This is a genomic window from Vibrio sp. 1874 (assembly GCF_033344395.1).
In the GTDB taxonomy this organism is placed as follows: domain Bacteria; phylum Pseudomonadota; class Gammaproteobacteria; order Enterobacterales; family Vibrionaceae; genus Vibrio; species Vibrio alginolyticus.
Window position 1 is genome coordinate 23911 of record NZ_JAWPOR010000002.1, and the last position, 22098, is coordinate 46008.

General features: G+C 45.0%; 16 protein-coding genes. 5 read left to right on the forward strand and 11 right to left on the reverse strand.

The genetic code is table 11. The features are described 5' to 3' along the window. Positions 1-41: 41 nt before the first annotated feature. From R8N46_RS04090 to speA, 4 genes are all read right to left on the reverse strand, one after another. Positions 42-2207, reverse strand: coding sequence for a S9 family peptidase (locus tag R8N46_RS04090; protein WP_085569255.1), 2166 nt, complete (start codon positions 2205-2207; stop codon positions 42-44). A gap of 311 nt (positions 2208-2518) precedes the next feature. Beyond that, positions 2519-3724: a multidrug efflux MFS transporter EmrD gene (gene emrD, locus R8N46_RS04095; protein WP_017635532.1), complete on the reverse strand. Its 1206-nt coding sequence runs from the start codon at positions 3722-3724 to the stop codon at positions 2519-2521. A gap of 411 nt (positions 3725-4135) precedes the next feature. Further along, positions 4136-5056 (reverse strand): agmatinase, encoded by a 921-nt coding sequence (speB, locus tag R8N46_RS04100; RefSeq protein ID WP_213972278.1) that lies wholly within the window; start codon positions 5054-5056, stop codon positions 4136-4138. Between the two features lies 1 nt (position 5057). Next, complete coding sequence (gene speA, locus R8N46_RS04105; RefSeq protein WP_031778854.1) at positions 5058-6968, reverse strand: arginine decarboxylase; 1911 nt, start codon at positions 6966-6968, stop codon at positions 5058-5060. A gap of 323 nt (positions 6969-7291) precedes the next feature. On the opposite strand from speA, the gene R8N46_RS04110 reads away from it, so the two are divergent. Next, on the forward strand, positions 7292-8017 hold the full coding sequence (locus R8N46_RS04110; protein ID WP_054574596.1) for an MBL fold metallo-hydrolase: 726 nt from the start codon (positions 7292-7294) through the stop codon (positions 8015-8017). Positions 8018-8083: 66 nt separating this feature from the next. On the opposite strand, the gene R8N46_RS04115 is transcribed toward R8N46_RS04110, so the two are convergent. From R8N46_RS04115 to R8N46_RS04125, 3 genes are all read right to left on the reverse strand, one after another. Then, positions 8084-8512 carry an ATP-dependent zinc protease gene (locus R8N46_RS04115; protein WP_005384193.1) on the reverse strand — a complete coding sequence of 143 codons (429 nt, stop codon included), beginning with the start codon at positions 8510-8512 and terminating at the stop codon, positions 8084-8086. A gap of 65 nt (positions 8513-8577) precedes the next feature. After that, positions 8578-9483 (reverse strand): 30S ribosomal protein S6--L-glutamate ligase, encoded by a 906-nt coding sequence (gene rimK, locus R8N46_RS04120; protein WP_005374224.1) that lies wholly within the window; start codon positions 9481-9483, stop codon positions 8578-8580. A 329-nt stretch (positions 9484-9812) separates the two neighbouring features. Next, positions 9813-10427 carry a TetR/AcrR family transcriptional regulator gene (locus R8N46_RS04125; protein ID WP_005374222.1) on the reverse strand — a complete coding sequence of 205 codons (615 nt, stop codon included), beginning with the start codon at positions 10425-10427 and terminating at the stop codon, positions 9813-9815. A gap of 155 nt (positions 10428-10582) precedes the next feature. Between R8N46_RS04125 and R8N46_RS04130 the strand changes: the two genes are divergently transcribed. Continuing rightward, positions 10583-11596, forward strand: coding sequence for an MBL fold metallo-hydrolase (locus R8N46_RS04130; protein WP_318098373.1), 1014 nt, complete (start codon positions 10583-10585; stop codon positions 11594-11596). Between the two features lie 95 nt (positions 11597-11691). After that, complete coding sequence (locus R8N46_RS04135) at positions 11692-12036, forward strand: DUF5329 family protein (RefSeq protein WP_318098372.1); 345 nt, start codon at positions 11692-11694, stop codon at positions 12034-12036. Here R8N46_RS04135 and R8N46_RS04140 read toward each other — a convergent pair. Together R8N46_RS04140 and R8N46_RS04145 are read right to left on the reverse strand one after the other, a co-directional pair. After that, positions 12004-12903 carry a LysR family transcriptional regulator gene (locus R8N46_RS04140; RefSeq protein ID WP_017819717.1) on the reverse strand — a complete coding sequence of 300 codons (900 nt, stop codon included), beginning with the start codon at positions 12901-12903 and terminating at the stop codon, positions 12004-12006. The genes R8N46_RS04135 and R8N46_RS04140 overlap by 33 nt on opposite strands. A gap of 1331 nt (positions 12904-14234) precedes the next feature. Then, on the reverse strand, positions 14235-14573 hold the full coding sequence (locus tag R8N46_RS04145) for a YggL family protein (RefSeq protein ID WP_005374208.1): 339 nt from the start codon (positions 14571-14573) through the stop codon (positions 14235-14237). A gap of 266 nt (positions 14574-14839) precedes the next feature. On the opposite strand from R8N46_RS04145, the gene R8N46_RS04150 reads away from it, so the two are divergent. After that, entirely contained in the window at positions 14840-16876 is a 2037-nt protein-coding gene (locus R8N46_RS04150) for a PhoX family protein (RefSeq protein ID WP_213972277.1), read from the forward strand. Between the two features lie 99 nt (positions 16877-16975). Here the strand turns inward: R8N46_RS04150 and R8N46_RS04155 are convergent, their stop codons facing one another. Both R8N46_RS04155 and R8N46_RS04160 read right to left on the reverse strand, forming a co-directional pair. Continuing rightward, positions 16976-18367, reverse strand: coding sequence for a glycoside hydrolase family 1 protein (locus tag R8N46_RS04155; RefSeq protein ID WP_213972276.1), 1392 nt, complete (start codon positions 18365-18367; stop codon positions 16976-16978). 148 nt (positions 18368-18515) lie between these two features. Then, positions 18516-20576 carry a sensor histidine kinase gene (locus R8N46_RS04160; protein ID WP_017635523.1) on the reverse strand — a complete coding sequence of 687 codons (2061 nt, stop codon included), beginning with the start codon at positions 20574-20576 and terminating at the stop codon, positions 18516-18518. A 171-nt stretch (positions 20577-20747) separates the two neighbouring features. Here R8N46_RS04160 and R8N46_RS04165 point away from each other — a divergent pair, with 171 nt between their 5' ends. Next, positions 20748-22097: a sigma-54-dependent transcriptional regulator gene (locus R8N46_RS04165; protein ID WP_005374204.1), complete on the forward strand. Its 1350-nt coding sequence runs from the start codon at positions 20748-20750 to the stop codon at positions 22095-22097. Position 22098: the final 1 nt, after the last annotated feature.

Here is a 22098-nt window from a genome sequence, read left to right on the forward strand (position 1 = left end):
GCATTTTTGTTGTTAGAAGAGATGCAGTTCTATTAATACGCTTATTTTTTATCGAGTAAATCGAGGAAGAAGGCATACTCTAGCGCATCTTCTTTTAAGCGCTTAAATCGACCAGATGCGCCGCCGTGTCCGGCTTCCATATCGGTTTTGAACAACAAGACGTTATCGTCTGTCTTCATTTCACGAAGTTTGGCGACCCACTTCATTGGTTCAAAGTACTGTACTTGAGAGTCGTGCAAGCCAGTCGTTACCAACATGTTCGGGTAGTTTTGCGCCTTGATGTTGTCGTAAGGCGAGTAACTCAACATATAGTCATAGTATGTTTTGTTATTTGGGTTACCCCATTCATCATACTCATTGGTGGTCAATGGAATTGATTCATCGAGCATAGTGGTTACCACGTCCACAAACGGAACATGTGCACCGATACCGCGGTACAGTTCTGGTGCTTGGTTGATGATTGCCCCCATTAAGAGACCTCCTGCAGAGCCACCAACAGCGAAGACTTTATCTTTCGCGCCGTAGCCTTGTTCAACCAAACCTTTAGTCACATCAATAAAGTCGTTGAATGTGTTTTGCTTGGTTAGTTTTTTACCGTCTTCATACCAAGGGCGGCCAAGCATTTCAGATCCACGAATATGAGCAATGGCGTAAACAAAGCCGCGATCCAATAGACTCAAACGTGTCGAGCGGAAAGTTGGCTCAATGGTTGCGCCATAAGATCCATAACCATATTGGTAGAGTGGATTTGTACCATCTTTCTTAAATAAGTCTTTACGATACACCAAAGAAACGGGTACTTCTTTACCGTCACGGGCTGTGACCATGATGCGTTCTGATTGGTAATTGTTAGGATTAAAATCACCAAGTACAGGTGTTTGCTTCATGACTTCTGACCCGCCCGTTTTTAGATCGAAATCGTAGTAGGTTCCTGGAGTGGTTAAACTGCTGTAATAAATACGAACTTTCTCGTTATCCAGCTCTAGGTTACCTGTCAAATAGGCAGCAAACGCATCGTCATTAAATGTGAGGGGGAATTCTTTTCCTGTTGAAAGCTGACGTACAGTGACGCTTGCTAGGCCGTTAGAGCGCTGCTCATAGACGATGTGATCATCGAATAACTCGAAGTCGACAAGTTGAGTGTTGTTGTCTGCCGCAATCACATCTTGCCATTTAGAGCGGTCATGCATGTCATTTTGATGAACTTTCATCAAACGGAAGTTGACGGCTTGATAGTTAGTATAAATGTAGTACCAATCGCCTAGCTTAGAAATACTGTATTCAATGCCATCTTCACGAGGATAGAACGGTTTCGCCTTTGCTTTAGGGTTGTTCGCATCAATAATAGAGACCCCACTGGTTTCTGTACTCGAATGCCAGATATAAATATCTTCGCCATCTTTGCTTTTGCTTAGTGAGGTGTAATAGGCGCTGTCGGTTTCCTCAAAAATCAGCTCATCGCTGCTTTGTGGTGTGCCCAATACATGACGATAAACTTGGTAGCCCAATAAGGTCTGTGGATCTTTTTTGATGTAGTAAAAGGCGTTGTTATCGTTCTGCCATGCGACAGCGCTTGAGGCCCCTTCGATTTCATCTTGTAGGTAATTGCCTGTTGTCAGGTCTTTGATCTTAAGGGTGTACACGCGGCGGCTTAATGTATCTTCGCCATACGCCAATAAGTTTTCATTCGGACTAACGTATAGGCCGCCGATACTGAAAAATTCATGTTCTTTTGCTAGTTCATTGACATCTAAAATGATTTGTTTGTCTTTGCCTGCAAAGTCTTTAGCTCGCAAATGGACTTCGTACTCGTTATCTCCGGTCACTTCACTGGAGTAGAAGTAGTTGCCTTTACGAACCGGTACTGAGTTGTCGTCTTTTGCGATGCGCCCTTTAATTTCTTCAAATAGCGTATCTTGAAGTGTTTCAGTGTGCTTTAGAACGGTTTCTGCGTACTGATTTTCTTTCTCTAGGTGCTGCAAAATTTCAGGGTCTTTACGTTCGTCGTCACGCATCCAGTAGTAGTTATCAACGCGGGTATCGCCATGAATAGTCATCGCGTGAGGGACTTTTTTCGCAACCGGAGCTTGAGTTTGTTGAGCAACGATCTGTGTTTGGGAGTATTGAGTCATGCTGGGGGTTCCTTGATTGCTGCATCCGGCGACAAGCGCGACCGAGACGGCCAACGTAGTTAAAGTGAAACGCATCTGATTTTATCCTTATTGTACACCCAAGTGGCCTCATCCTGAGGGCTGGGCTTTCATTTTGTTAGTGTTTTTCAGTTGTCCATTCTTTGTTATGGGGTATGCCGAAAAAGTGAGAATCCTCAATATTTTCGAGTTGGCTACTCAATTTGAAGGAAGCTGAAAACACATTGTGTAAGCAGCTGTTATTTTTAACAAATATCAATTCGAAAGTTAAATCATTCTCATCGGGAAATCGATATAGTGTGATATGAAAAAAGGGACACACTTGTTGAGAGTGTCCCTTTTGGATTTTGAAAGTAAGCTGATAATGATCAGATAACTTGCGGTACTTCGTTTGAGTGATTGTGTGCTCGATTCACCCACATTAACCCAAGCATTGCAATTACCGACATTGCCATCATCAAAATGCCCAAAGGCATCTGGTTATGCGCTGGAAATAGTGACGCGAGCAAAGTTGCGACACCTGCCCCCAAGTTTTGCATGCCACCCAATGTCGCGCCTGCTGTTCCTGCATGGTATGGGAATGGCGCAATCGCTCCAGTTGTTGCTGCTGGGAAGAGAATACCCGCACCCAAAAAGTACACGGTTGCGCCTCCAACCAGCGTTAACGCCGTGGTCAAACCAAACAAGCCTGGGATGAGCACAATAGCAGAGCCCACAAAAATAGAGACCAAGCCTACGTTTAAAGCACGACGCTCAGAGCGACGTCTTGCTATATAGCTAGATAAGCCTGCGCCCACCAAGTAACCTGGGATCGGCAATATAAACAGCAAACTTACCGTTGTTGCTGGTAATTCTAATACCCCACCTAACAACACCCCAGCCGCCGCTTCGAATACACCCACACCAGCGAATGTTGCAACCAGGCAAATCAAAAAGCCTTGAAAGCGGCGGTCAGACAAAACGTGTTTGTAGCTTTTGGCTACTGGTTCGAATTTGCGTTTCTCTTTTGGTAGCGTCTCCATCATGCTTGTCATCATGGTGATCACAACCGCGATAGCAAATAGCGCTAAGAACAAGTAGCTCGACCGCCATCCGAAAGCTTCTGTTAGGTAGCCGCCTAATACTGGTGCCATTAATGGTGAGAAAATCACACACATGCTAATTAAGCTGTTTGCTCTGTGTAGATCAGAGCCTTCAAAGCAATCGCGAGTCAGAGTGCGTGACATCGCACCGCCGCAGCCAATACCTAAGCCTTGGATAAAGCTACCAATCAAGAACCATTCAAATTGATGTGCAAATAATGCTACCAGTGTACCCACGATGTAGATAAGCAGCCCGACGATGATGATCGGTTTGCGTCCCAAGCGGTCCGATAGTGTGCCATACGCAAATTGCGACAAGCCATATGGGATTAGGTAACAAGCCATCACAGCTTGAAGTGATGACGCAGATACCAAAAACTCGCCCGCCATATGACCGATTGAAGGCACGTACATTGTCTGGGTCATTTGACCCACGGCAGTCAATATAGCGATTAAAAAGGTAAGTTTCGCTAATGGAAACGAAGCAGACATTTGCGTATCTCTCCAAAAAATTTAAGACGTAAAAACCCTTAGCACTCTTTTACAGAGTGCTAACTGAATTCTTGTGTTGCGGGGGGTATTTGCGCGAGATAATAGTGCTTGCTTGTATAATTAGCAATCGAAAAGTGTGAAGTTGAGCAAGATAAAAATCTATGATTTCAATTAGAAAAACTAATCCGATTTTGTTTTCAAAAAGCGGTGCATTTCTTTGTCTAATTACGTTAAATTTTTTTACTTTTCGTGAATAGAATGAGCCTTATAGGTAACTGGTTTTAATGGTTAAAGTGCAAAAATAAAGCGTCTGATCGGTTGAGGTGAGTTCAAGATGAAACGAGTGAATAAAAGGTAGAGGAAAGCATCAGAAAGAAAAGGGAGCCGAAGCTCCCTTAGAAATGATTATGTCTATTCGCGCTCAGATGCGTATGCGTAAAGAATTTCTAGTGCGATGGTTGCTCCCGCTAGTGCGGTAACATCACTGTGGTCGTATGGAGGCGATACTTCGACAACATCCATACCCACGATATTCATGCCGGCTAAACCACGAATAATTTTCAGCGCTTTGTCTGAGTTCAAGCCACCACAAACTGGTGTACCAGTTCCCGGTGCGAAGGCCGGGTCTAAGCAGTCGATGTCAAAAGTGACATATACTGGGTTGTCTGCGACGGTGCGACGAATTTCTTCTAGGATCTCGTTCACCGACATGTCATTCGCTTGCATCGCATTAATCACATTGAAGCCGTGATCTTGCTGTTTGTACTCCGTACGAATGCCGATTTGTATTGAGTTCTTCGCTGAGATCAAACCTTCTTTCGGCGCATGGTAGAACATCGTACCGTGGTCGTATGAACTGCCATTTGCATAGGTGTCCGTATGAGCATCAAAGTGAATCAACGCCATTTGGCCATGATGCTTCGCATAGGCACGCAGGATAGGTAGCGTAATGAAGTGGTCACCGCCCAATCCCAACATGGTTTTACCACTTTTTAGAATTTCACTGGTTGCCGCTTCAAGGCGGTAAGTAAAATCTTCCGCATCACCGCAATCGAACACGAGATCACCTGCGTCGATCACTTTCAGTTTATCCAATACGTTGAAGCTCCAAGGGAACTTCTTACCTTCCCATGCCAAGTTGACTGAGGCACGGCGAATTGCATCTGGACCCATACGCGCACCTGGACGCCCAGATGTTGCCATGTCCAGAGGGACTCCCAACACCACAACGTCTGCGTCTGCCGATACCGGGTTACGAATGTACGGCAGACGTAAAAACGACATAGAGTTGGAGTAAAGCGAATAATCAGTTTTAGTAAACAAATCATTCATATCAGAAGTCCTCTAAATAGGTGTATCCTGCTAGACCTTGTTCTAGTTCTGCTAGGATTTGTGCTTGTTCATTGGCTTCAACTCGCTGTGAAACCAATTGTTTATAATTGTCACGAATCGCATCCACGTCGATATGAACGTAGCGCATCATGTCTTCTACACTATCACCTTCGTTGATGTAACTGATCTCAAATTGACCATGTTCATCAACATTGACTACAGCACTGTGGGTATCACCAAATAGGTTGTGCATGTCACCAAGGATTTCTTGGTATGCGCCTACTAGGAAAAAGCCCATTAAGTACGGTTTGTCTTTGCTCCAAGCTGGTACAGGTAGCGTGCTCTCGATGCCTTGACCATCAACGTAGTGATCGATCGCGCCATCAGAGTCACATGTGATGTCCAACATCACTGCACGACGTTCTTCCGCCTCGCCAAGACCAGAAAGTGGCAGAACAGGGAACACCTGATCAATACCCCAAGCATCTGGTAGAGATTGGAAGAGAGAGAAGTTCACGAAGAACTTATCCGCAAGACGTTCGCTCAACTCGTCCAGAATCGGACGGTGGAAGCGATTCTTAGTGCTCATCTTTCGGCTTAATTCGAAGTAAATGCGCAGTGACAATTGTTCTGCCCACGCACGTTGTTCCAAGTTAAGCACACCTGTAGCAAATTGAGAGTGCACTTCTGCCAAATCACTTTGGGTATCATTGTAAATCTCAATTAACGCACGAGCGTCTGTACCATCTTGCAAGTTTTCCCAGTTTCGCCACATGTTTTGTAGCAAAAGCGGAGCGTCCTCATCAAGCTCATGTACTTCTTCCGGTAGGTACGACTCGGTACCAATTACGTTAGAAATCAATACAGCGTGGTGCGCTGTTAGCGAGCGACCCGATTCCGAAATGATCACTGGCATTGGTTGTTCGTATTGCAGACACACATCGCCCACTGTGTTCACAATATTACGTGCGTATTCTGCAAGGCCGTAGTTCATCGAATTCGATGATTGGCTGCGTGTGCCGTCATAATCCACTGCCAAGCCGCCGCCCACATCGAAGTACTCGATGTTTGCACCGAGTGCGCGTAGTTCGCAGTAGAAACGTGCAGACTCGTTCACACCATTGCGTACATCACGGATGTTTGCCATCTGTGAACCAAGGTGGAAGTGAACCAGTTGCATCGCGTCTAGGTTGCCTTCGCGTTTAAGACGTTCAATAACGCTAAGCACTTGCGATGCTGATAAACCAAACTTCGATTTTTCACCGCCACTTGCTTGCCATTTCCCTGCGCCTTGAGAGGCGAGGCGAATGCGTAAACCAAGGCGCGGTTTTACGCCCAAACTTTTCGCTTCTTCTAGTACCAGATCCAGCTCAGAAAGCTTCTCTAGTACGATGAATACCTTGTGACCCAGCTTTTCACCGATCAGTGCAAGACGCACATACTCACGGTCTTTGTAGCCATTACACACGATTACGGAGCTACCTTGTTGAGCCAATGCAAGTACCGCCAACAATTCTGGCTTGCTACCCGCTTCAAGACCAAGCTGCTTGGTTTCTAGTTGAGCTTGGCTCGCTAGAATTTCATCCACCACTTCACGTTGTTGGTTTACTTTAATTGGGTACACCAACAAGTATTTGTTTGGATATTGGTATTCTTCAATTGCTTGGTTGAATGCGTGGCAAATACCATGCACACGTTGGTGCACGATTTGCGGGAAGCGTACTAATACAGGCAGATTTAACTGCTTCGCTTCTAGCTCATTTACAATAGCGCTGAAAGGGATTTGATGTGCACGATCACTACGTGGTGATACATATACTTCGCCTTGGTCATCAATGCCGTAGAAACCTTGGCTCCAGTAGTGAACGTTGTAGTCCGCGCGGATGCGGTCTAATTTAGTTGCTTTTTCCAACTCGATTCTCACAAAAATGTACTTAACTCCTTAATTAATTAGAAGGAAAAGTACAAAAAAGCAAATCATGAGGTATTTACCTCATACCCTGACACGAACTCCGTGTGCGCGCATTAACGGATAAACGGGCCCTTGAGTCTAATGATTAAAATCTATCATCTCGATTATGATTTGTTGTCGTCGCTACGTGTGAATATTTGTTTACCGAAGCGTCCATTCTGCTGTTATAGTTGGTCTGACCAGTAAGGATTCGGTCATGAAGCATCTCACTAAAATAAGGACATATTTTGCAGCTGCACAGAATTCAGGGGTACATTCAGACCATGTATCTCGCCGAATATCCCGATAGATTATTGTTGCTTGATGGTGCCAGTCGAGCAGACATTCCTCATCTTAAAGACTTTATTGAACATCAACTCCATCGTCCTTTTTCTGATCTAAAGTTGGTTGTTGTGACCCACATGCATCCAGACCATGCTGGTGGTGCGCACAAACTACGTGACTTAACAGGATGCAAGCTATTGGCCGCAAAGCGAGAGAACCAGTGGTATAGCGGTGTAGACGGTTGGCTAATGCATTTGACCGATTTGATGTTAGCACGCTGGATGGCGAATCGGATGCGTAAACCAAAGCAAAACCTGTGGTATTCCCGCAAGCTAAAGCCAGATATTGAACTTATTGATGGAGAGTTTATTCCTGGATTTGATGATTGGCAGGTGCTAGAAACACTAGGGCATACCGACCGAGATCTGTCGGTTTATCATTCTGAACAAGATGTACTGTATGTGGCGGATTTAATGGTGCAGGTGAAACAGCATCTGATTGCGCCGTTTCCCATATTTCATCCGAATCAATATCGGCAATCATTAAAGCGTGTGTTTGAGATGAATCCGCAATGTTTGCTTTTGGCACATGGGGGAGAAGTGACTTTGGATGAAAAAGCGTATCAGCACATTTTGAATACAGCGCCGACTAAGCCAATGACGCACTGGCGAGTGACAAAAGTTAAAGCGAAGGGATTGTTGTTTGCGTTATTTCGTAGGAAGTAGGCTAAGATAAAGCCAGACGAGTGATGCTCAACAAAAACGTTCGATCACTCATCTGAAGCTACGGGGTTAAGATGCCAATAAGTGAGATTGGCTAGGATCAACCAGCACTTTGTCTGCCATACCCTGACGACCTAACAACATCATGTAAGTCATTTTTTCACGGTTAGTCAACGTAATGTCGATTGGCCATTGTTGGTCGCCCATACGCAGCATCGTTGTGATCACGCAGCGGTGCTCAAAAGTACCGTTAGAAGATTTAACCTTACGGTTTGCTTTTAGTTTCGCTGTGCAGCGAACCACTTGTTCTAAATGGTATACATCTGGGTGCAAATCGAATGCAACATAAGACTGACCATCTTTTTCAAAGCAATCAATATTGTCTACATGTAATGAAGAGGTTTGAGCGCCTGTATCAATACGCGCTTCAAGGTGAGTAATCCCTAACTCTGGCAAGCAAATAGCTTCGGCATTCCCAATGATCATTTTCTGATTCATAGTGTCATCCTAGCGACGAGTAACAAGAGAGCCGTTTTTTGGCTCTCTTGTGCGTTAAACAAAAATCAACCTTTACCGCGAGTACGGTTTGAATTTGGCTTAGCGTTTTTCTCGATAAAATCGAAGATCATACCTGCAATGTTTTTACCCGTTGCTAGTTCGATGCCTTCTAGACCAGGGGAAGAGTTCACTTCCATTACCACTGGGCCATTTTTAGATTGAAGGATATCCACACCACAAAGGTTCAAGCCCATCACTTTCGCAGCATTTACAGCGGTCGCACGCTCTTCTTTGCTCAAACGCACGAGTTGTGCAGAGCCGCCACGGTGAAGGTTAGAACGGAACTCACCTTCTTTTGCTTGGCGCTTCATTGCGGCTATTACTTTATTTCCGACAACAAAACAACGGATGTCCGCGCCTTTTGCTTCTTCGATAAATTCTTGCACCATGATGTTAGCTTTCAAACCCATGAAAGCTTCAATCACGCTTTCTGCCGCTTTATTTGTTTCAGCAAGTACAACACCAATGCCTTGAGTGCCTTCTAGCAATTTAATTACTAGAGGTGCGCCACCAACGTTTTTGATCACGTCCTGAATGTTGTCAGGATGGTGAGCAAAGCCAGTGCGTGGCAAACCGATGCCTTTACGTGATAGCAGTTGCAATGAGCGCAACTTGTCACGAGAGCGGCTGATCGCGACAGATTCGTTGACACAAAATGTACCCATCATTTCAAACTGACGTACAACAGCAGTGCCGTAAAACGTAATAGATGCCCCAATACGTGGAATAACAGCATCGTATTGCGGTAATTCTTCACCCTTGTAGCGGATCTTAGGGTTGTTGCTCGTAATGTCCATATAACAGTGAAGCGTGTCGATCACATCGATTTGATGCCCACGTTCTTCACCCGCCTGTTTTAGGCGCATGGTTGAATATAAATTCTCATTACGAGAGAGAATAGCAATACGCATGGCAATTCCTTAGTAAGTCAGTACCAAATTAAAATATAAGTATAGAGCATAGAATGCAGTAGGCAGGTGATCATGTTATGACATAACCTACTTACTTCAACGATTTAGAATTGTGGTTGAACAACCACGTCGTCAGAGGTGCGCACCTTAGGGCGTTTTTTTGTGAGATGAAAACGAAAAAGCATCGTCGACACGACAAAAATATTTTATCGAACGCTCACGCCTTGCGGTATGAGACTGTCAAGGGTGAGATAAATAAAATTGAGCAAAAATTTCATCGCTTTGTCACGAATTATCGCTTAAAAAAGCGGCCAATTTGACCGCTGTTTTTAGCTGTTTTGATAGTGACTTAAAAAAAGTTCCGCCGTTTGGGTAGCTAACAGCCTAGATTCTTCATTCGACAAAGAGGGGCGAATTCCCATTAACTGCGGCCAGAATGCACTGCCTTTAAGTAAGTTGTGCAATTGAGTGCTCGCTATATGTACATCATCAATTTGCAAAGCGCCACTGTTCGATTTCTCAGTAAGCCAGCGGTACAGGGCGGTTTCCTGTTTCGACATTTGTTCTGCTTGTTCTTTGAGATCTTCCGGCTTAAATAAGAAGTGCCCAAATGCCACTTTTGCCAGCTCAATATAGTTTGGTTCCGTCACCACAATGATCTCGCTGTAGAGTAATTCAATCAATTGATCTTTTAGCGGGAGTGTTGGTAAACGTTCAATGTCGCTATCCATCATTGAAGAACGCCATAGTTCGGTTAGTAACTCTGTCACGATCGCTTCTTTAGAAGGGAAATGGTTGTAGACCGTGCGCTTAGAGACTTGCGCGATAGCAGAGAGCTTATCCATGCTGGTGTTTTGCACCCCAAACTCTTGGAACGCTTGCTTTGCTGCGCACAGGATGGCTTCTCTTTTGGTTTCGCTACGACTTTTTCTTTTTACATTCATAAGCTTGCTAAGTTAAGAAGATCATTTCTTGATCTATTTTACACTAAGTAGTTTACTTTTGATAATTAGAATGTAAACTGCACCGTGTAGTTTACTTTTGTTCGGGTTAACTTTTTATGAAAAAAACTTTGCTAGCCACAGTAGGAGCGTTCGCGATGGGTACATCAATGATTTCTTGTTCTAATGTTGATACTGAAAAAGCGCCAACATACCCGGACAAATTTTCAAACATAGAGTTGGAATACAAAAGCGGTTTGGGCGACATGTTCGAAATCATGAAAGCGTATTTTACGACTGAGCGCCTTAACCCAACACCAACGATTGAAATTCCAGTGCATGCGATCACAGCGCGGCAACTGTTAGAAGAGCAAGATGACGTCATCTATCGTCTGGGTCATTCAAGCGTATTAATGAAGCTCGATGGAAAACTGGTAATGACCGACCCTGTATTCAGTGATCGCGCGTCTCCTGTACAATGGGCAGGGCCAAAACGCTTTCACCAAACCCCCATCACGATAGAAAATTTGCCAACTATCGATGTGGTGGTGATCAGTCATGACCATTACGATCACCTAGATAAAGCTTCTATTAAAGTGCTAGGCGACAAGGTGGGCACTTTCTTGGTGCCGTTAAAAGTAGGCCAATTACTGGTGAATTGGGGTGTACCCAAAGAGAAAGTGATCGAACTAGACTGGTGGGAGTCACACTCTGTTGACGGCATTGAATATACACTAACTCCGACTCAGCATTTCTCTGGTCGAGGTTTGACAGACCGCGATACGACGCTGTGGGGCAGTTGGGTTATCAATGCACAACAACACAAAGTGTTCTTCAGTGGTGACTCTGGTTACTTCAATGGCTTTAAAGAGATTGGCGAAAAGTACGGTCCGTTTGACTTCACCATGATTGAAACAGGTGCGTACAATGAACTCTGGTCAGACATTCACATGTTCCCAGAGCAAAGCGTTCAAGCACACATCGATGTGCAGGGCAAAGTGATGATGCCGATCCATAACAGCACGTTTGATTTATCAATGCACGATTGGAATGAGCCAATGCAACGTGCGTTAGACATCAGTGAAGAGCGCGGTGTTACGTTGGTGAGCCCTGAGATTGGTCAACGCTTGGCGATTGCGGAGCCTCAGCCTGCTAAGGCATGGTGGCAATAATTGCTGAGCTAAACAGCCAAACACCAGAATAGTTAAGTCACTTATCAGTAGTTACTATTAGTAGTTACGTGGTCAGGGATAAGGATAAAGGTGCGATGAAAGCAAAGTGGACGTTGTTACTTACATTAAGCATTCTGCCTACCTTTGCACTAGCAGGGGTAGAGCAAGATATCTCGACGTTGATAAAACGAATTGAGCAATCCTCTTGCACCTTTATCCGCAACGGCAAGGCGTACACTAATCAAGAAGCGGCAGAACACATGCGTAATAAATGGGATTACGCCAAAGATGACGTTGATTCCGTGGATGTGTTTATAAAAGAGGTCGCGTCAAAGAGCTGGTTATCTGGCAAACCATATTGGGTGGATTGCCAAGAGGAACGCATTACCAGCGAAGAGTGGCTAACATCATTGATGCGCGCCACCGATCACATCCAATAACACTTCTTTGATGGTCTGATAGCGCAGAGGTAGAGCACGACTGCGCTTACGAACCAGAAATAGCTCTTCACATACAGTGTTTTTCAGTTGAGCAATGTATAACGTGTCTTTTAGTGGAAAATTGTCGACCGCACTTTGAGGCAGCACGGTGAAGCCAAGTCCTTTGCTGACAGGCAGCAAAATTTGGCTCAACTGATTTACGTAGCCGGATAATGGTAAATCGCTCATCTTAATTTCTTGGAGCTGTGGTTCTTCACATTGGTCAAAAAACAGCGTCATGTAATGCTCGGCATCAGGGTGGCTAATGACACCACAGTCATGCAAGAGTTGTGGCGTTATCTGCTTATTTTGATATTGCTTTGGCAGAACCAAGCACAACCTCTCTTTACCAATTCGCTCACTGTGAAACAGACCTTTGTTGGGAACATCAGTCACGATACCAATATCAATGTGCCCTTGCGTTATGGCGTTGAGAATAGATTGATTTGGCGCGGCTTCTAAATGTAACGATAAGCTCGGGTGCTGTTTTTGCTTCTCCAAAATGGGCCCATACAACATTAACGCCATTGCACCAGAACAAGCCAGTTTACAGTGGCCTGAAAATGCATCATCAAAACTGAGCTCTTCGAGCAGCTTCTTCTCTCTATCTTCTAACTCGAGCGCATATGCGTAGACAATCCTGCCTTGTTCGGTTAATTCGAAGCTTTTGTTTTCGCGCTTGATCAAGGCATGCTGACAACTTTGCTCTAATTTTTTGATATGTTGGCTGACGCCAGGCTGAGTCATAAAAAGTTTTTCTGCCGTTTGCGTAAAATGACCGACTTCAATCAATGTCTTAAATGTATGTAACCAAACAGGATTAAGCATAGTGTGTGATTTTCTGAGAGCTTTGTTGGGAGACGTAAAGAAAATGATAGCACGGTGTTTTATGAAAACAGAGAAGACTTAAACGATAAAGATGAATCGCTATCAATACATTACAGACAAAATAAAACCCCGCCTGGTTTCCCAGACGGGGCTTATTCTTTTTCGCAGCAATCCAGCTACTAATAGGTGCTCCCTGCATCTATCCTTGATTGTGGCTAAGTCCTTTAACCGAGTTCCTTGTTCATCGCCTTCCTAGCGGTGTCCATTCTTGCCTATCATCCTGACGGGCGAACTCTATCCTAGAGCTTAACTACATCCTTGCTGATAACTCATCCTAAGCTATCAAATCTTCATCCTGAAGATACCCAATCCTTTAGGCTTTTTTCCTGTTCCCGCCAACATCCTGTCGACAAATTGAGTATTGATGTTTTGCTGATTTGACTCAATTAACTTTTCTAAATTATTTTTACTTATTATTTTAAGTGAATTTAAATATTACTTTTAAATCATATGTTTAATGTTTTTTTTGGCATTGCTCTTAGCGGTGGTTAATCTATTTGCTTACAACTCTTGTAAGAGATCTCGCACAAGTTTGGTGGTGAATGTATTAATGTGCGCTTTTTGTTCCGAGTTCTGTGGATTGAACTGGATCACAATGCGTTAAAAGGGAGACGATAAAGATGAAAGTGAATTGATCTTGAGTAGAGATTTGTTTGAAAAGAAATAAAAATTCTTGCGGTTTTTATAAACAGTATGGTAAATCTGAAATGCCCACCTTGTTAATCCTTATTAAGATTCAATGACAGTATAAGTAGGGAACTTGATTGCCATTTTTCTGTCATATCTGGTGAGTAAGTTAACTGTGTCAGATAGATAATATGCCGTTTGCCAGTAAAAACAGGCTGCAAGAAATCGGTAATTATCATTATGTTGTGAAATTGGTCACGGTTAAATGATTGATTCCCTTATAGATTGAAGGGGATACGACCTTAGACAATAAGCTCCATGAGGAGCGTTACTTATATAAGATGAGGGACTTTACTATGAAAAAGACTAGAAGAGCTCAGCTACATCGTGTGCGTATTCAATACTGGAAAGACACGAAAGACGCCCCAGCTAAAAAATCATAGTTAATTATACCTAAAGGCACGAGCTGGCTGTGGAACGCAGTTTCCCGTTGATTGCCAGCTCAAAAACGCCACAATCACTCCGCGCAACTTCCCAAGCACCCTATTTTTAATATCGCATTCTTCCAAAAATAAAAAAGCCAGTCTTAAGACCAGCTTTCTCTACCATTTAGTGAGCTCTGCGTATTACAGGTTGCCCTTTAGTTACAGGTAGTTGGCGTCAACTAGTTCGCCCGCTTGCGCGCTTTTCACTTCTGGGCGTGCTTCTAACCATTTGATAACTTGCGCTTTCTGTTCTTCAGTCGCACTGCCGTAACGGTCAGTAGAACATAGGAAGCCTTCAAACAGTTCTAGACCACCGCCACCGAAGCAAAGACCAAGCTCGTCAATGTAGTCGATAAAGTCATCAACGAATGCATCGTAACGGTCGAAGTCGTTAATGTCTGTTTCACAGCTGATCTCGAAACCTAGGATTGCGAACTCACCTAAGAACAGCTTTTTACGGATACGACGGCTCTTGTTATCGATCTTGTCTAATTTCATGATTATCTCTCGTAGATGATTTGATTTCGTACACCTTATACCTTCTATCACACTTTAGCCCAAGTAAAATCAGAATGAAGCGATACAGTTGGTGATTATGTGACCAGAATTTAATTGCTTCGTTAGCTGTGTTGATTGGTTTGCAGTATTGTTGAAACACAAGTTTCATATGTTTTAAGCACTTTTGTCATTTTTCTTATCCAAACTTCTTGCCGTTCAACTAATCACTTATTTATTAATTAAACTATAAGATCGGGAAAGTAAAAATGAGCAAGGAAACCTTTGACGCGACGCGTTATAACCAAAGTGAAAACAAACCATTTGAAGAAGTATTAGAAGCGAGCCTATCTCGACGCAGCATTCTGAAAGGTGGTTTAGGTATCAGTGCGATGACAGCGTTTGGTGCTTTCGGATTGGCTGGTTGTAACTCGTCTGACTCAGGGAGTACAGTAAGCAGTGGTTCGGGCGCATCTAAAGCCGTTCTTAACTTTGAATCTATCCCTGGCTCACTCACTGACGCAGTTTCAATTCCACAAGGCTACACCGCACAAGTACTAGTACCTTGGGGAACACCACTTAATGCACAAGGCAGCGCATGGCGAAATGATGGTACCAACACCAGTACCGATCAGTTAAATGCGCTAGGCATGCACCATGACGGCATGCATTTTTTCCCATTGAACGATAGCACTACAGATGGCTTGCTATGTATTAACCACGAGTACATCGACACATCAGCACTGCATCCAAACGGTCCGACGGTTGAAAATGGCGTACGTACCATTGTAGATGAAGTGCGCAAAGAGATTAACGCGCACGGTGTATCAGTGGTTCGCATTCAACTGGAAGACAACATGTGGAAGTTGGTTGATACCGACCCACTAAACCGTCGTTATACTGGTGCGACAGTCATGGATTTGTCTGGCCCGGTAGCCCACACATCTTTAACTGTCACTCGTTTCTCACCAGATGGCAGCCAAGCGCGTGGTACGTTAAACAACTGTGGCAACGGCTACACGCCGTGGGGCACGTACTTAACGTGTGAAGAGAACTGGCCAGGTTACTTTGTTAACGCCGGGACTCGTACAGAAGAGCAAGATCGCATTGGTGTCGATGACCAAAGCACTCGTTACCTATGGGAGACATTAGCAGGAAATGCAGAAGAGCGTCTTGATGAGTTCTCTCGCTTTAATGTGGCTCCAACAGGAGCAAGTGCGATGGATGATTACCGTAATGAAGCCAATGGTCACGGTTACATTGTCGAGATTGACCCTTACACGCAAAACTCACGTGCGAAGAAACGTACTGCGCTAGGTCGTTTCCGTCACGAGGGCTGTACTTTCGGTAAGCTTGAAGAAGGCAAACCAGTGGTATTTTATTCTGGTCACGATTCTCGCTTTGAATACCTATACAAATTTGAATCTGCGGCAGCGTGGGATCCAGCAGATGCTAACCCTGATAACCGCTTGGCGATGGGTGACAAGTACATGGACGAAGGCACACTGTATGTGGCGCGCTTCAATGAAGACAGCACAGGTACTTGGTTACCATTAACGCTTGATAGCGTAACAACCGCTGGTGGTACATTAGCGGATCACTTTGATTCACTTGCTGAAATTATCATCAATACTGCGGGTGCGGCGGATTTAGTTGGGGCAACACCAATGGATCGACCAGAGTGGTGTACGGTTGATCCATTCACGGGTTCAGTATATTTAACATTGACGAACAATACGCGCCGTACAGATGAAACCAATCCTGCGAATCCACGTTTAAATAATAAGTTTGGTCATGTTATTCGTTGGGATGAAGGTGCTTCAGCAACTGACTTTACTTGGGATATCTTTGTGTTTGGTTCGCCAGCAAATGGTGATGCAGATACCAACCGTTCTGGCTTGAATGAGTTAAACCAGTTTGCGAGCCCAGACGGATTAGCGTTTGATGGCCGTGGTATTTTGTGGATTCAAACGGACAACGGCGCAGATGAAGTCACGTCTTACACCAATGATCAAATGTTGGCTGTTGTGCCATCTAAGCTAACAGATGAGAATGGTGATCAAGCTGTGATTGGTGCGGATAATCAAGCTGAATTGAAACGCTTCTTTGTCGGACCAAATGGTTGTGAAGTAACAGGCTTTACCATCAGCCCTGATTACAAATCATTGTTTGTGAATATTCAGCACCCAGGTAACTGGCCATACAGTGAAGATGCAGCCGAAGAAACACCTGCTGGTGTTTCTGTGCGCCCACGAGCGGCGACAGTGGTTATTCGCCGTGAAGACGGTGGAGAGATTGCAGTTTAATCTCTAAATGAATAAACACCTTAAAATTCAAGCCCTGCAATTGCAGGGCTTGATGGTTTAGGCGAATGCCTAGTTGCACTTTATACCTAGACAACAGGCTTATCTTTTCAATGAACCGCCTGAAGTACGAATCACGTCTTGATACCAGAAAAAGCTTTTCTTGCGTTTACGTTCTAGCGTTCCTTGCCCATCATCATGACGATCGACATAGATAAAGCCGTAACGTTTGCTCATCTCAGCGGTTGAGTTCGCGACCAAATCGATTGGTCCCCAACTGGTGAAGCCCATCAGCTCAACGCCATCAAGAATCGCTTCGTGTGCTTGCACAAGGTGGTCGTTCAAGTAAGCGATGCGGTAATCATCCTGAATCTCACCGTTTTCATCGATTTCATCACGCGCGCCTAAGCCATTTTCTACGACGAACAGTGGCTTTTGGTAGCGATCGTGAAGGAAGTTCAGCAGAACGCGAAGACCTTTTGGATCGATCAGCCAGCCCCATTGGCTCTTTTCAAGATATGGGTTTGGTACGCTATCGACGATGTTACCCACTTCTTTCTGTTTCGGATCCGCGCTAGCACAGCCACTTGCGTAGTAGCTGAATGAGATGAAGTCGACACTCGCAGACGCAATTTCTTCTAAGTCGCCTGCTTCCATCTGAATTTCAATGCCGTTTTCGCGGAAGTAACGCTTCATGTAGCCAGGGTACTGACCACGTGTTTGCACATCACCGAAGAACAACCACTTGTTGTTTTCATGCATTGCAGCAAGCACGTCATCAGGGTTACAGGTATATGGGTAGTTGATTGCGCCAAGCAGCATGTTACCAATCTTGCCGTTTGGTACGATTTGCTGACACAGTTTTACCGCTTTTGCGTTGGCGACTAGTTGGTGGTGAATCGCTTGGTAAATCTCTTGTTCACTGGCGTCTTCTTGCAAACCAACACCAGTAAATGGTGCGTGTAGAGACATGTTGATTTCGTTGAACGTTAACCACAGCTTCACTTTGTCTTTGTAGCGTTCCAGCACGGTGCGAGCATAACGTTCGAAGAATTCGATGACGCGACGATCGCCCCAACCACCGTAGTTCTCGACCAGTGCGTAAGGCATTTCGTAGTGAGATAATGTCACGAAAGGTTGGATGTTGTGCTCGGCAAGTTCGTCAAAAATTTTATCGTAGAACGCCAAACCTTCTTCGTTAGGTTCTAGTTCGTCCCCGTTCGGGAAGATGCGGCTCCATGCCAAAGAGAGACGCAGACAGTTAAAGCCCATCTCTTTGAACAGCGCGATGTCTTCTGGGTAGCGATTGTAGAAGTCGATCGCCACGTCTTTGATACCCGGTGTACGCTCTTCACGGGTTTGATGCGGACTCAAAATACCGTTTGGCAGCATGTCTGATGTCGATAACCCTTTACCCCCAAGGTTGTACGCCCCTTCTACTTGGTTTGCAGCAATGGCACCGCCCCAAAGAAAATGTTCAGGAAACTTAATCATGTTTCTCACTCTTTATATTTAGGAAATGTTTGTGGATTTATTGCTTGAGAATAGTGTAGGAGACACCTCGATACTTGTATCGAGATCGTGTTTTTCTCAAACAGCGGGGATGCCTAGTTCTAATGATGATTTTGTAATCAATATCACCTTAGGCTGATTTGAACAATAAAGTGAAAGTCAGCCCATTTTGTTCATTCTTATGCACAGTAATTTGTCCGTTCATATCACGCATATTGTTGGCCGTAATCGCTAAACCCAGCCCCAATCCTTCACCAATTTTCTTTGAGGTTTGGAAGGGTTCGAACATGGATTCAAGCATCTCATCCGACACGCCGCAGCCATTATCACTGATGATCAGTTCGACCTGATTGCTGGTTGGGTTGACGATCAAGCTGAGCTGCGGGTTGGTGGTATTGTTCATTGCGTCTAGCGCATTCGAGACAAGATTACCGAGCACCTGAAGCAGTCGTTGTTCTTCACCCATGATATTAGGTAAATCATGAGGAACGCGCACACGCACATCCACCTTGTCTAATTGGGATTGATAAACGCGTAAGGTCTCTTCGAGTGCGGAGGTAAGAGAAATCGCCTGTAGGCTTTCTGGTTTGTTGTAGGCGAACGTCTTTAACTGACTGGTCATGCTTGCCATGCGATCAATCAGCTTCTGCACCAATACGTTGTTGGCTTTCATCATCTCGGTTTCACCGCGTTCCGCTAGTAGCTCGTTCGTGGTGAGCAGGGTGCGCAAGCCCGTCAGTGGCTGATTGAGCTCATGAGTGATCGCGCTCGACATGCGACCCAAGGCGGCCATTTTGCTCGATTCAATCAACTGGCTTTGTGCTTCTTTTAGCGCTTGAGTTCGCTCTTCAACTCGCTGCGCCAGTTCTTGGTTGACCTGTTGCAGTGATTGCTCGGCTTTTTTCCGCTTGCTGATGTCGATGATCGTCGCAAGGAAATACTGCTCGCCATGCCAAGGGAAACTGGTCAGTGAGAACAAGACAGGGAAGACGCTACCGTCACTGCGTCTGGCAATGGTTTCGACCGTGCTGATCTCTGCGAGCTCTTTATGCTTAGGCAGGTCCTTTAGTAACTTAAGTGTTGTGGAATTGGGATTGCCAGCGTCGAATAACTCCCAAGCAAAAGCGTGTCGATTGACGCTTTCTGGTAAACAGAACAAACGTTTCGCCATTGGGTTGAGGTCGAACAGTTGCCCTTGTTCATCAATCAATAGCAAACCAACGTGGGTTTTATTGATCATCTGTTTCAAGCGGCGTTGGGACTCTTCCAACAGAGCTTGAATTCGTTGTTGATTGATGTGCTTTTGTCGTCGTTGTAAGCCAATGATGACGAGCAATACAACCAATAAGAGCAGCGCTGCTACGCTCCAACCAATCACATTGATGGTTTGTTGAATCGGCTTAGAAGGGGTGAGGTAGCTGACGTACCAATTCAAATCATCTAATTTAACGGTGTGTGCAAAATAACGCTGTTGGTTGAGCGTCCACACACTGATGTTGGTGTTGTCGTATAAGCGTTGCGTTTCTAACTGAACGGTGTTGCTCGGTTCGTTAAACCAGTCTGCGTTATAGAGCGAGCTGCTCGATAGGAAAAAGCGTTGCTGACGGTTCTGCAACGTAATGATGTCTTGGCTAGTAATGGTCTGTTCGGTCAATAGGCTAAGGTTGATTTGCACCACCACAATGCCAGCGATATCCAGACCATCGTAGATAGGGGCTGCAAGATAATACAATGGGCTCGAACCTTTGGTTTTGTTCACCAAGGAAACACCGCCGCCTTGGTTGTGAATTTGTTCCACAATGGCTTTTCGGTCAGACAGGCTAAAGCGCTCTTCGATCAAACTTGAGACCAATACTTCGCCAGAGTTAGACAGGATTAGCCAACCTTCCGTATTGGCGGCTTTATCTAGTTGAGTCAGTTGGGTTTGCAACGGTTCGTAATAAGTCAGATTCCCTTTCACAAAAGCGATGGTTTCTGGGTTATTGGTGACGAGGTAAGGTAAGTGGTAGAAACGTTTGAGTGCACGGCGAACTTCACCGATATAGTCGAGCAGTTTTTGTTGAGCTTCGGTTTGAGTTTGTACGCTCAACCATTGACGAGCAACCTCTCTGCTGGCGCTATAACAAGACAACATCAGCACTGCTGCAATTACGACCACAAGCCACGTTTTGCCATTCCTTTTGCGCTGCATACTGACTCCGTTCAGCTAGTGCGTTCTCACCGAGAGTCATTAAAGAGTGCGCCTAACTGATTGGATGTTAAAGACTTGTAAGCAAGAAGTGAGATCTAGCTCCTTTTCTCCTCAGTGGTTTTTGCTACCGTTAGCAAAGAGCGATTTCTATTCCACCTACGGTAGTAACTCATGGCTTTTGACGACACCCCTAAAATTGCACTTATCGAAGACGATGACATTGTTCGTCAGGCTACCAGTCAGTGGCTGCAACTGGCGGGGTTCGACGTGACCGCATTCAGTCTAGGCGAAGAGGGCAAAGCGGCCATTCTTAGCCAAGAATTTGATGCGATTGTCAGTGATGTTCGCCTGCCGGACACCGACGGCTTGTCGATACTAGAAAGCCTGATTGCTAATCACATCCCAACGCCAGTTATCTTGATCACCGGACATGGTGACGTCGATATGGCAGTAGGGGCGTTACAAAACGGTGCGTTCGATTTTATTGAGAAACCTTTCCAACCTGAGCGTTTATCCCAACGAGTAACCGAAGCGGTCGAGAGCTATCGCGCACAAACGTCTACTCAAGATCGCCAAGAGTACCTATCTAGCGTTAGCGGCTTAGAAGAGGTGTTGATTGGGCGAAGCCGAGTGATGCAACAGCTTAGAGAACAAGTAGCCAAGTTAGCACGCATTGATACTAACGTGATCATTTACGGCGAAACAGGTTGTGGTAAAGAGCTGGTGGCGACCAGTTTGCATAATGAAAGCCAACGCAGATCCTATCATTTTGTGCCAATCAACTGTGGCGCTATTCCTGAGAACCTGTTTGAAAGTGAGCTGTTTGGGCATGAAGCAGGGGCATTTACCGGAGCGGGTAAAAAGCGCATTGGTAAGTTGGAATACGCGGATAAAGGCACTTTATTCTTTGATGAAATCGAGAGTATGCCGCTGTCCATGCAGGTGAAAGTGTTGCGTTCATTACAGGAACATACGGTAGAGCGCGTTGGGGGCAACCAACAGATCTCAGTTGATTTGAGAGTGATCGCCGCCGCGAAAGAAGATCTCAATGATCATGACGAGTTTCGTCAGGATTTGTACTATCGTCTTAATGTGGCGCAGATCTATTTGCCACCGCTACGTGAGCGAGAAGATGATGCGTTGATCTTGTTCGAACACTTTGCTCTGAAAAGTAACCCTGAGAGCCGCCCACTGAGTGAAGCCGATAGAAAGGCCATTCTTGCTTACTCTTGGCCTGGTAACGTACGTGAGCTTAGGAATGTAGCGATGCGTTTTGCATTGGATGAAACCGTCTCCGTAATGGAAATTCTCTCCAGTCGACCATCCTCAACAACCGAAGAGACGCATGCGGGCGTGCCGTTGGCGATTCAGCTACATAACTTTGAACGTAAGGTGCTACATGATTCTTTAGTTAGGCATCATGGACGCATCAATGAGGTGATGCAGGAGTTGGATTTACCACGTCGAACCCTTAACCAAAAGATGCAGAAGTTTGGTTTGAATCGCTCCGACTATACTTAGT

What these genes read in the sequence shown, in the direction of transcription:
- R8N46_RS04140 (WP_017819717.1), bottom strand. Translation starts at nt 12,903, where the DNA reads ATGCTTAATCCTGTTTGGTTACATACATTTAAGACATTGATTGAAGTC.
- rimK (WP_005374224.1), bottom strand. Translation starts at nt 9,483, where the DNA reads ATGCGTATTGCTATTCTCTCTCGTAATGAGAATTTATATTCAACCATG.
- R8N46_RS04125 (WP_005374222.1), bottom strand. Translation starts at nt 10,427, where the DNA reads ATGAATGTAAAAAGAAAAAGTCGTAGCGAAACCAAAAGAGAAGCCATC.
- R8N46_RS04160 (WP_017635523.1), bottom strand. Translation starts at nt 20,576, where the DNA reads ATGCAGCGCAAAAGGAATGGCAAAACGTGGCTTGTGGTCGTAATTGCA.
- speB (WP_213972278.1), bottom strand. Translation starts at nt 5,056, where the DNA reads ATGAATGATTTGTTTACTAAAACTGATTATTCGCTTTACTCCAACTCT.
- R8N46_RS04135 (WP_318098372.1), top strand. Translation starts at nt 11,692, where the DNA reads ATGAAAGCAAAGTGGACGTTGTTACTTACATTAAGCATTCTGCCTACC.
- emrD (WP_017635532.1), bottom strand. Translation starts at nt 3,724, where the DNA reads ATGTCTGCTTCGTTTCCATTAGCGAAACTTACCTTTTTAATCGCTATA.
- R8N46_RS04130 (WP_318098373.1), top strand. Translation starts at nt 10,583, where the DNA reads ATGGGTACATCAATGATTTCTTGTTCTAATGTTGATACTGAAAAAGCG.
- R8N46_RS04150 (WP_213972277.1), top strand. Translation starts at nt 14,840, where the DNA reads ATGAGCAAGGAAACCTTTGACGCGACGCGTTATAACCAAAGTGAAAAC.
- R8N46_RS04110 (WP_054574596.1), top strand. Translation starts at nt 7,292, where the DNA reads ATGTATCTCGCCGAATATCCCGATAGATTATTGTTGCTTGATGGTGCC.
- R8N46_RS04090 (WP_085569255.1), bottom strand. Translation starts at nt 2,207, where the DNA reads ATGCGTTTCACTTTAACTACGTTGGCCGTCTCGGTCGCGCTTGTCGCC.
- R8N46_RS04145 (WP_005374208.1), bottom strand. Translation starts at nt 14,573, where the DNA reads ATGAAATTAGACAAGATCGATAACAAGAGCCGTCGTATCCGTAAAAAG.
- R8N46_RS04155 (WP_213972276.1), bottom strand. Translation starts at nt 18,367, where the DNA reads ATGATTAAGTTTCCTGAACATTTTCTTTGGGGCGGTGCCATTGCTGCA.
- R8N46_RS04165 (WP_005374204.1), top strand. Translation starts at nt 20,748, where the DNA reads ATGGCTTTTGACGACACCCCTAAAATTGCACTTATCGAAGACGATGAC.
- R8N46_RS04115 (WP_005384193.1), bottom strand. Translation starts at nt 8,512, where the DNA reads ATGAATCAGAAAATGATCATTGGGAATGCCGAAGCTATTTGCTTGCCA.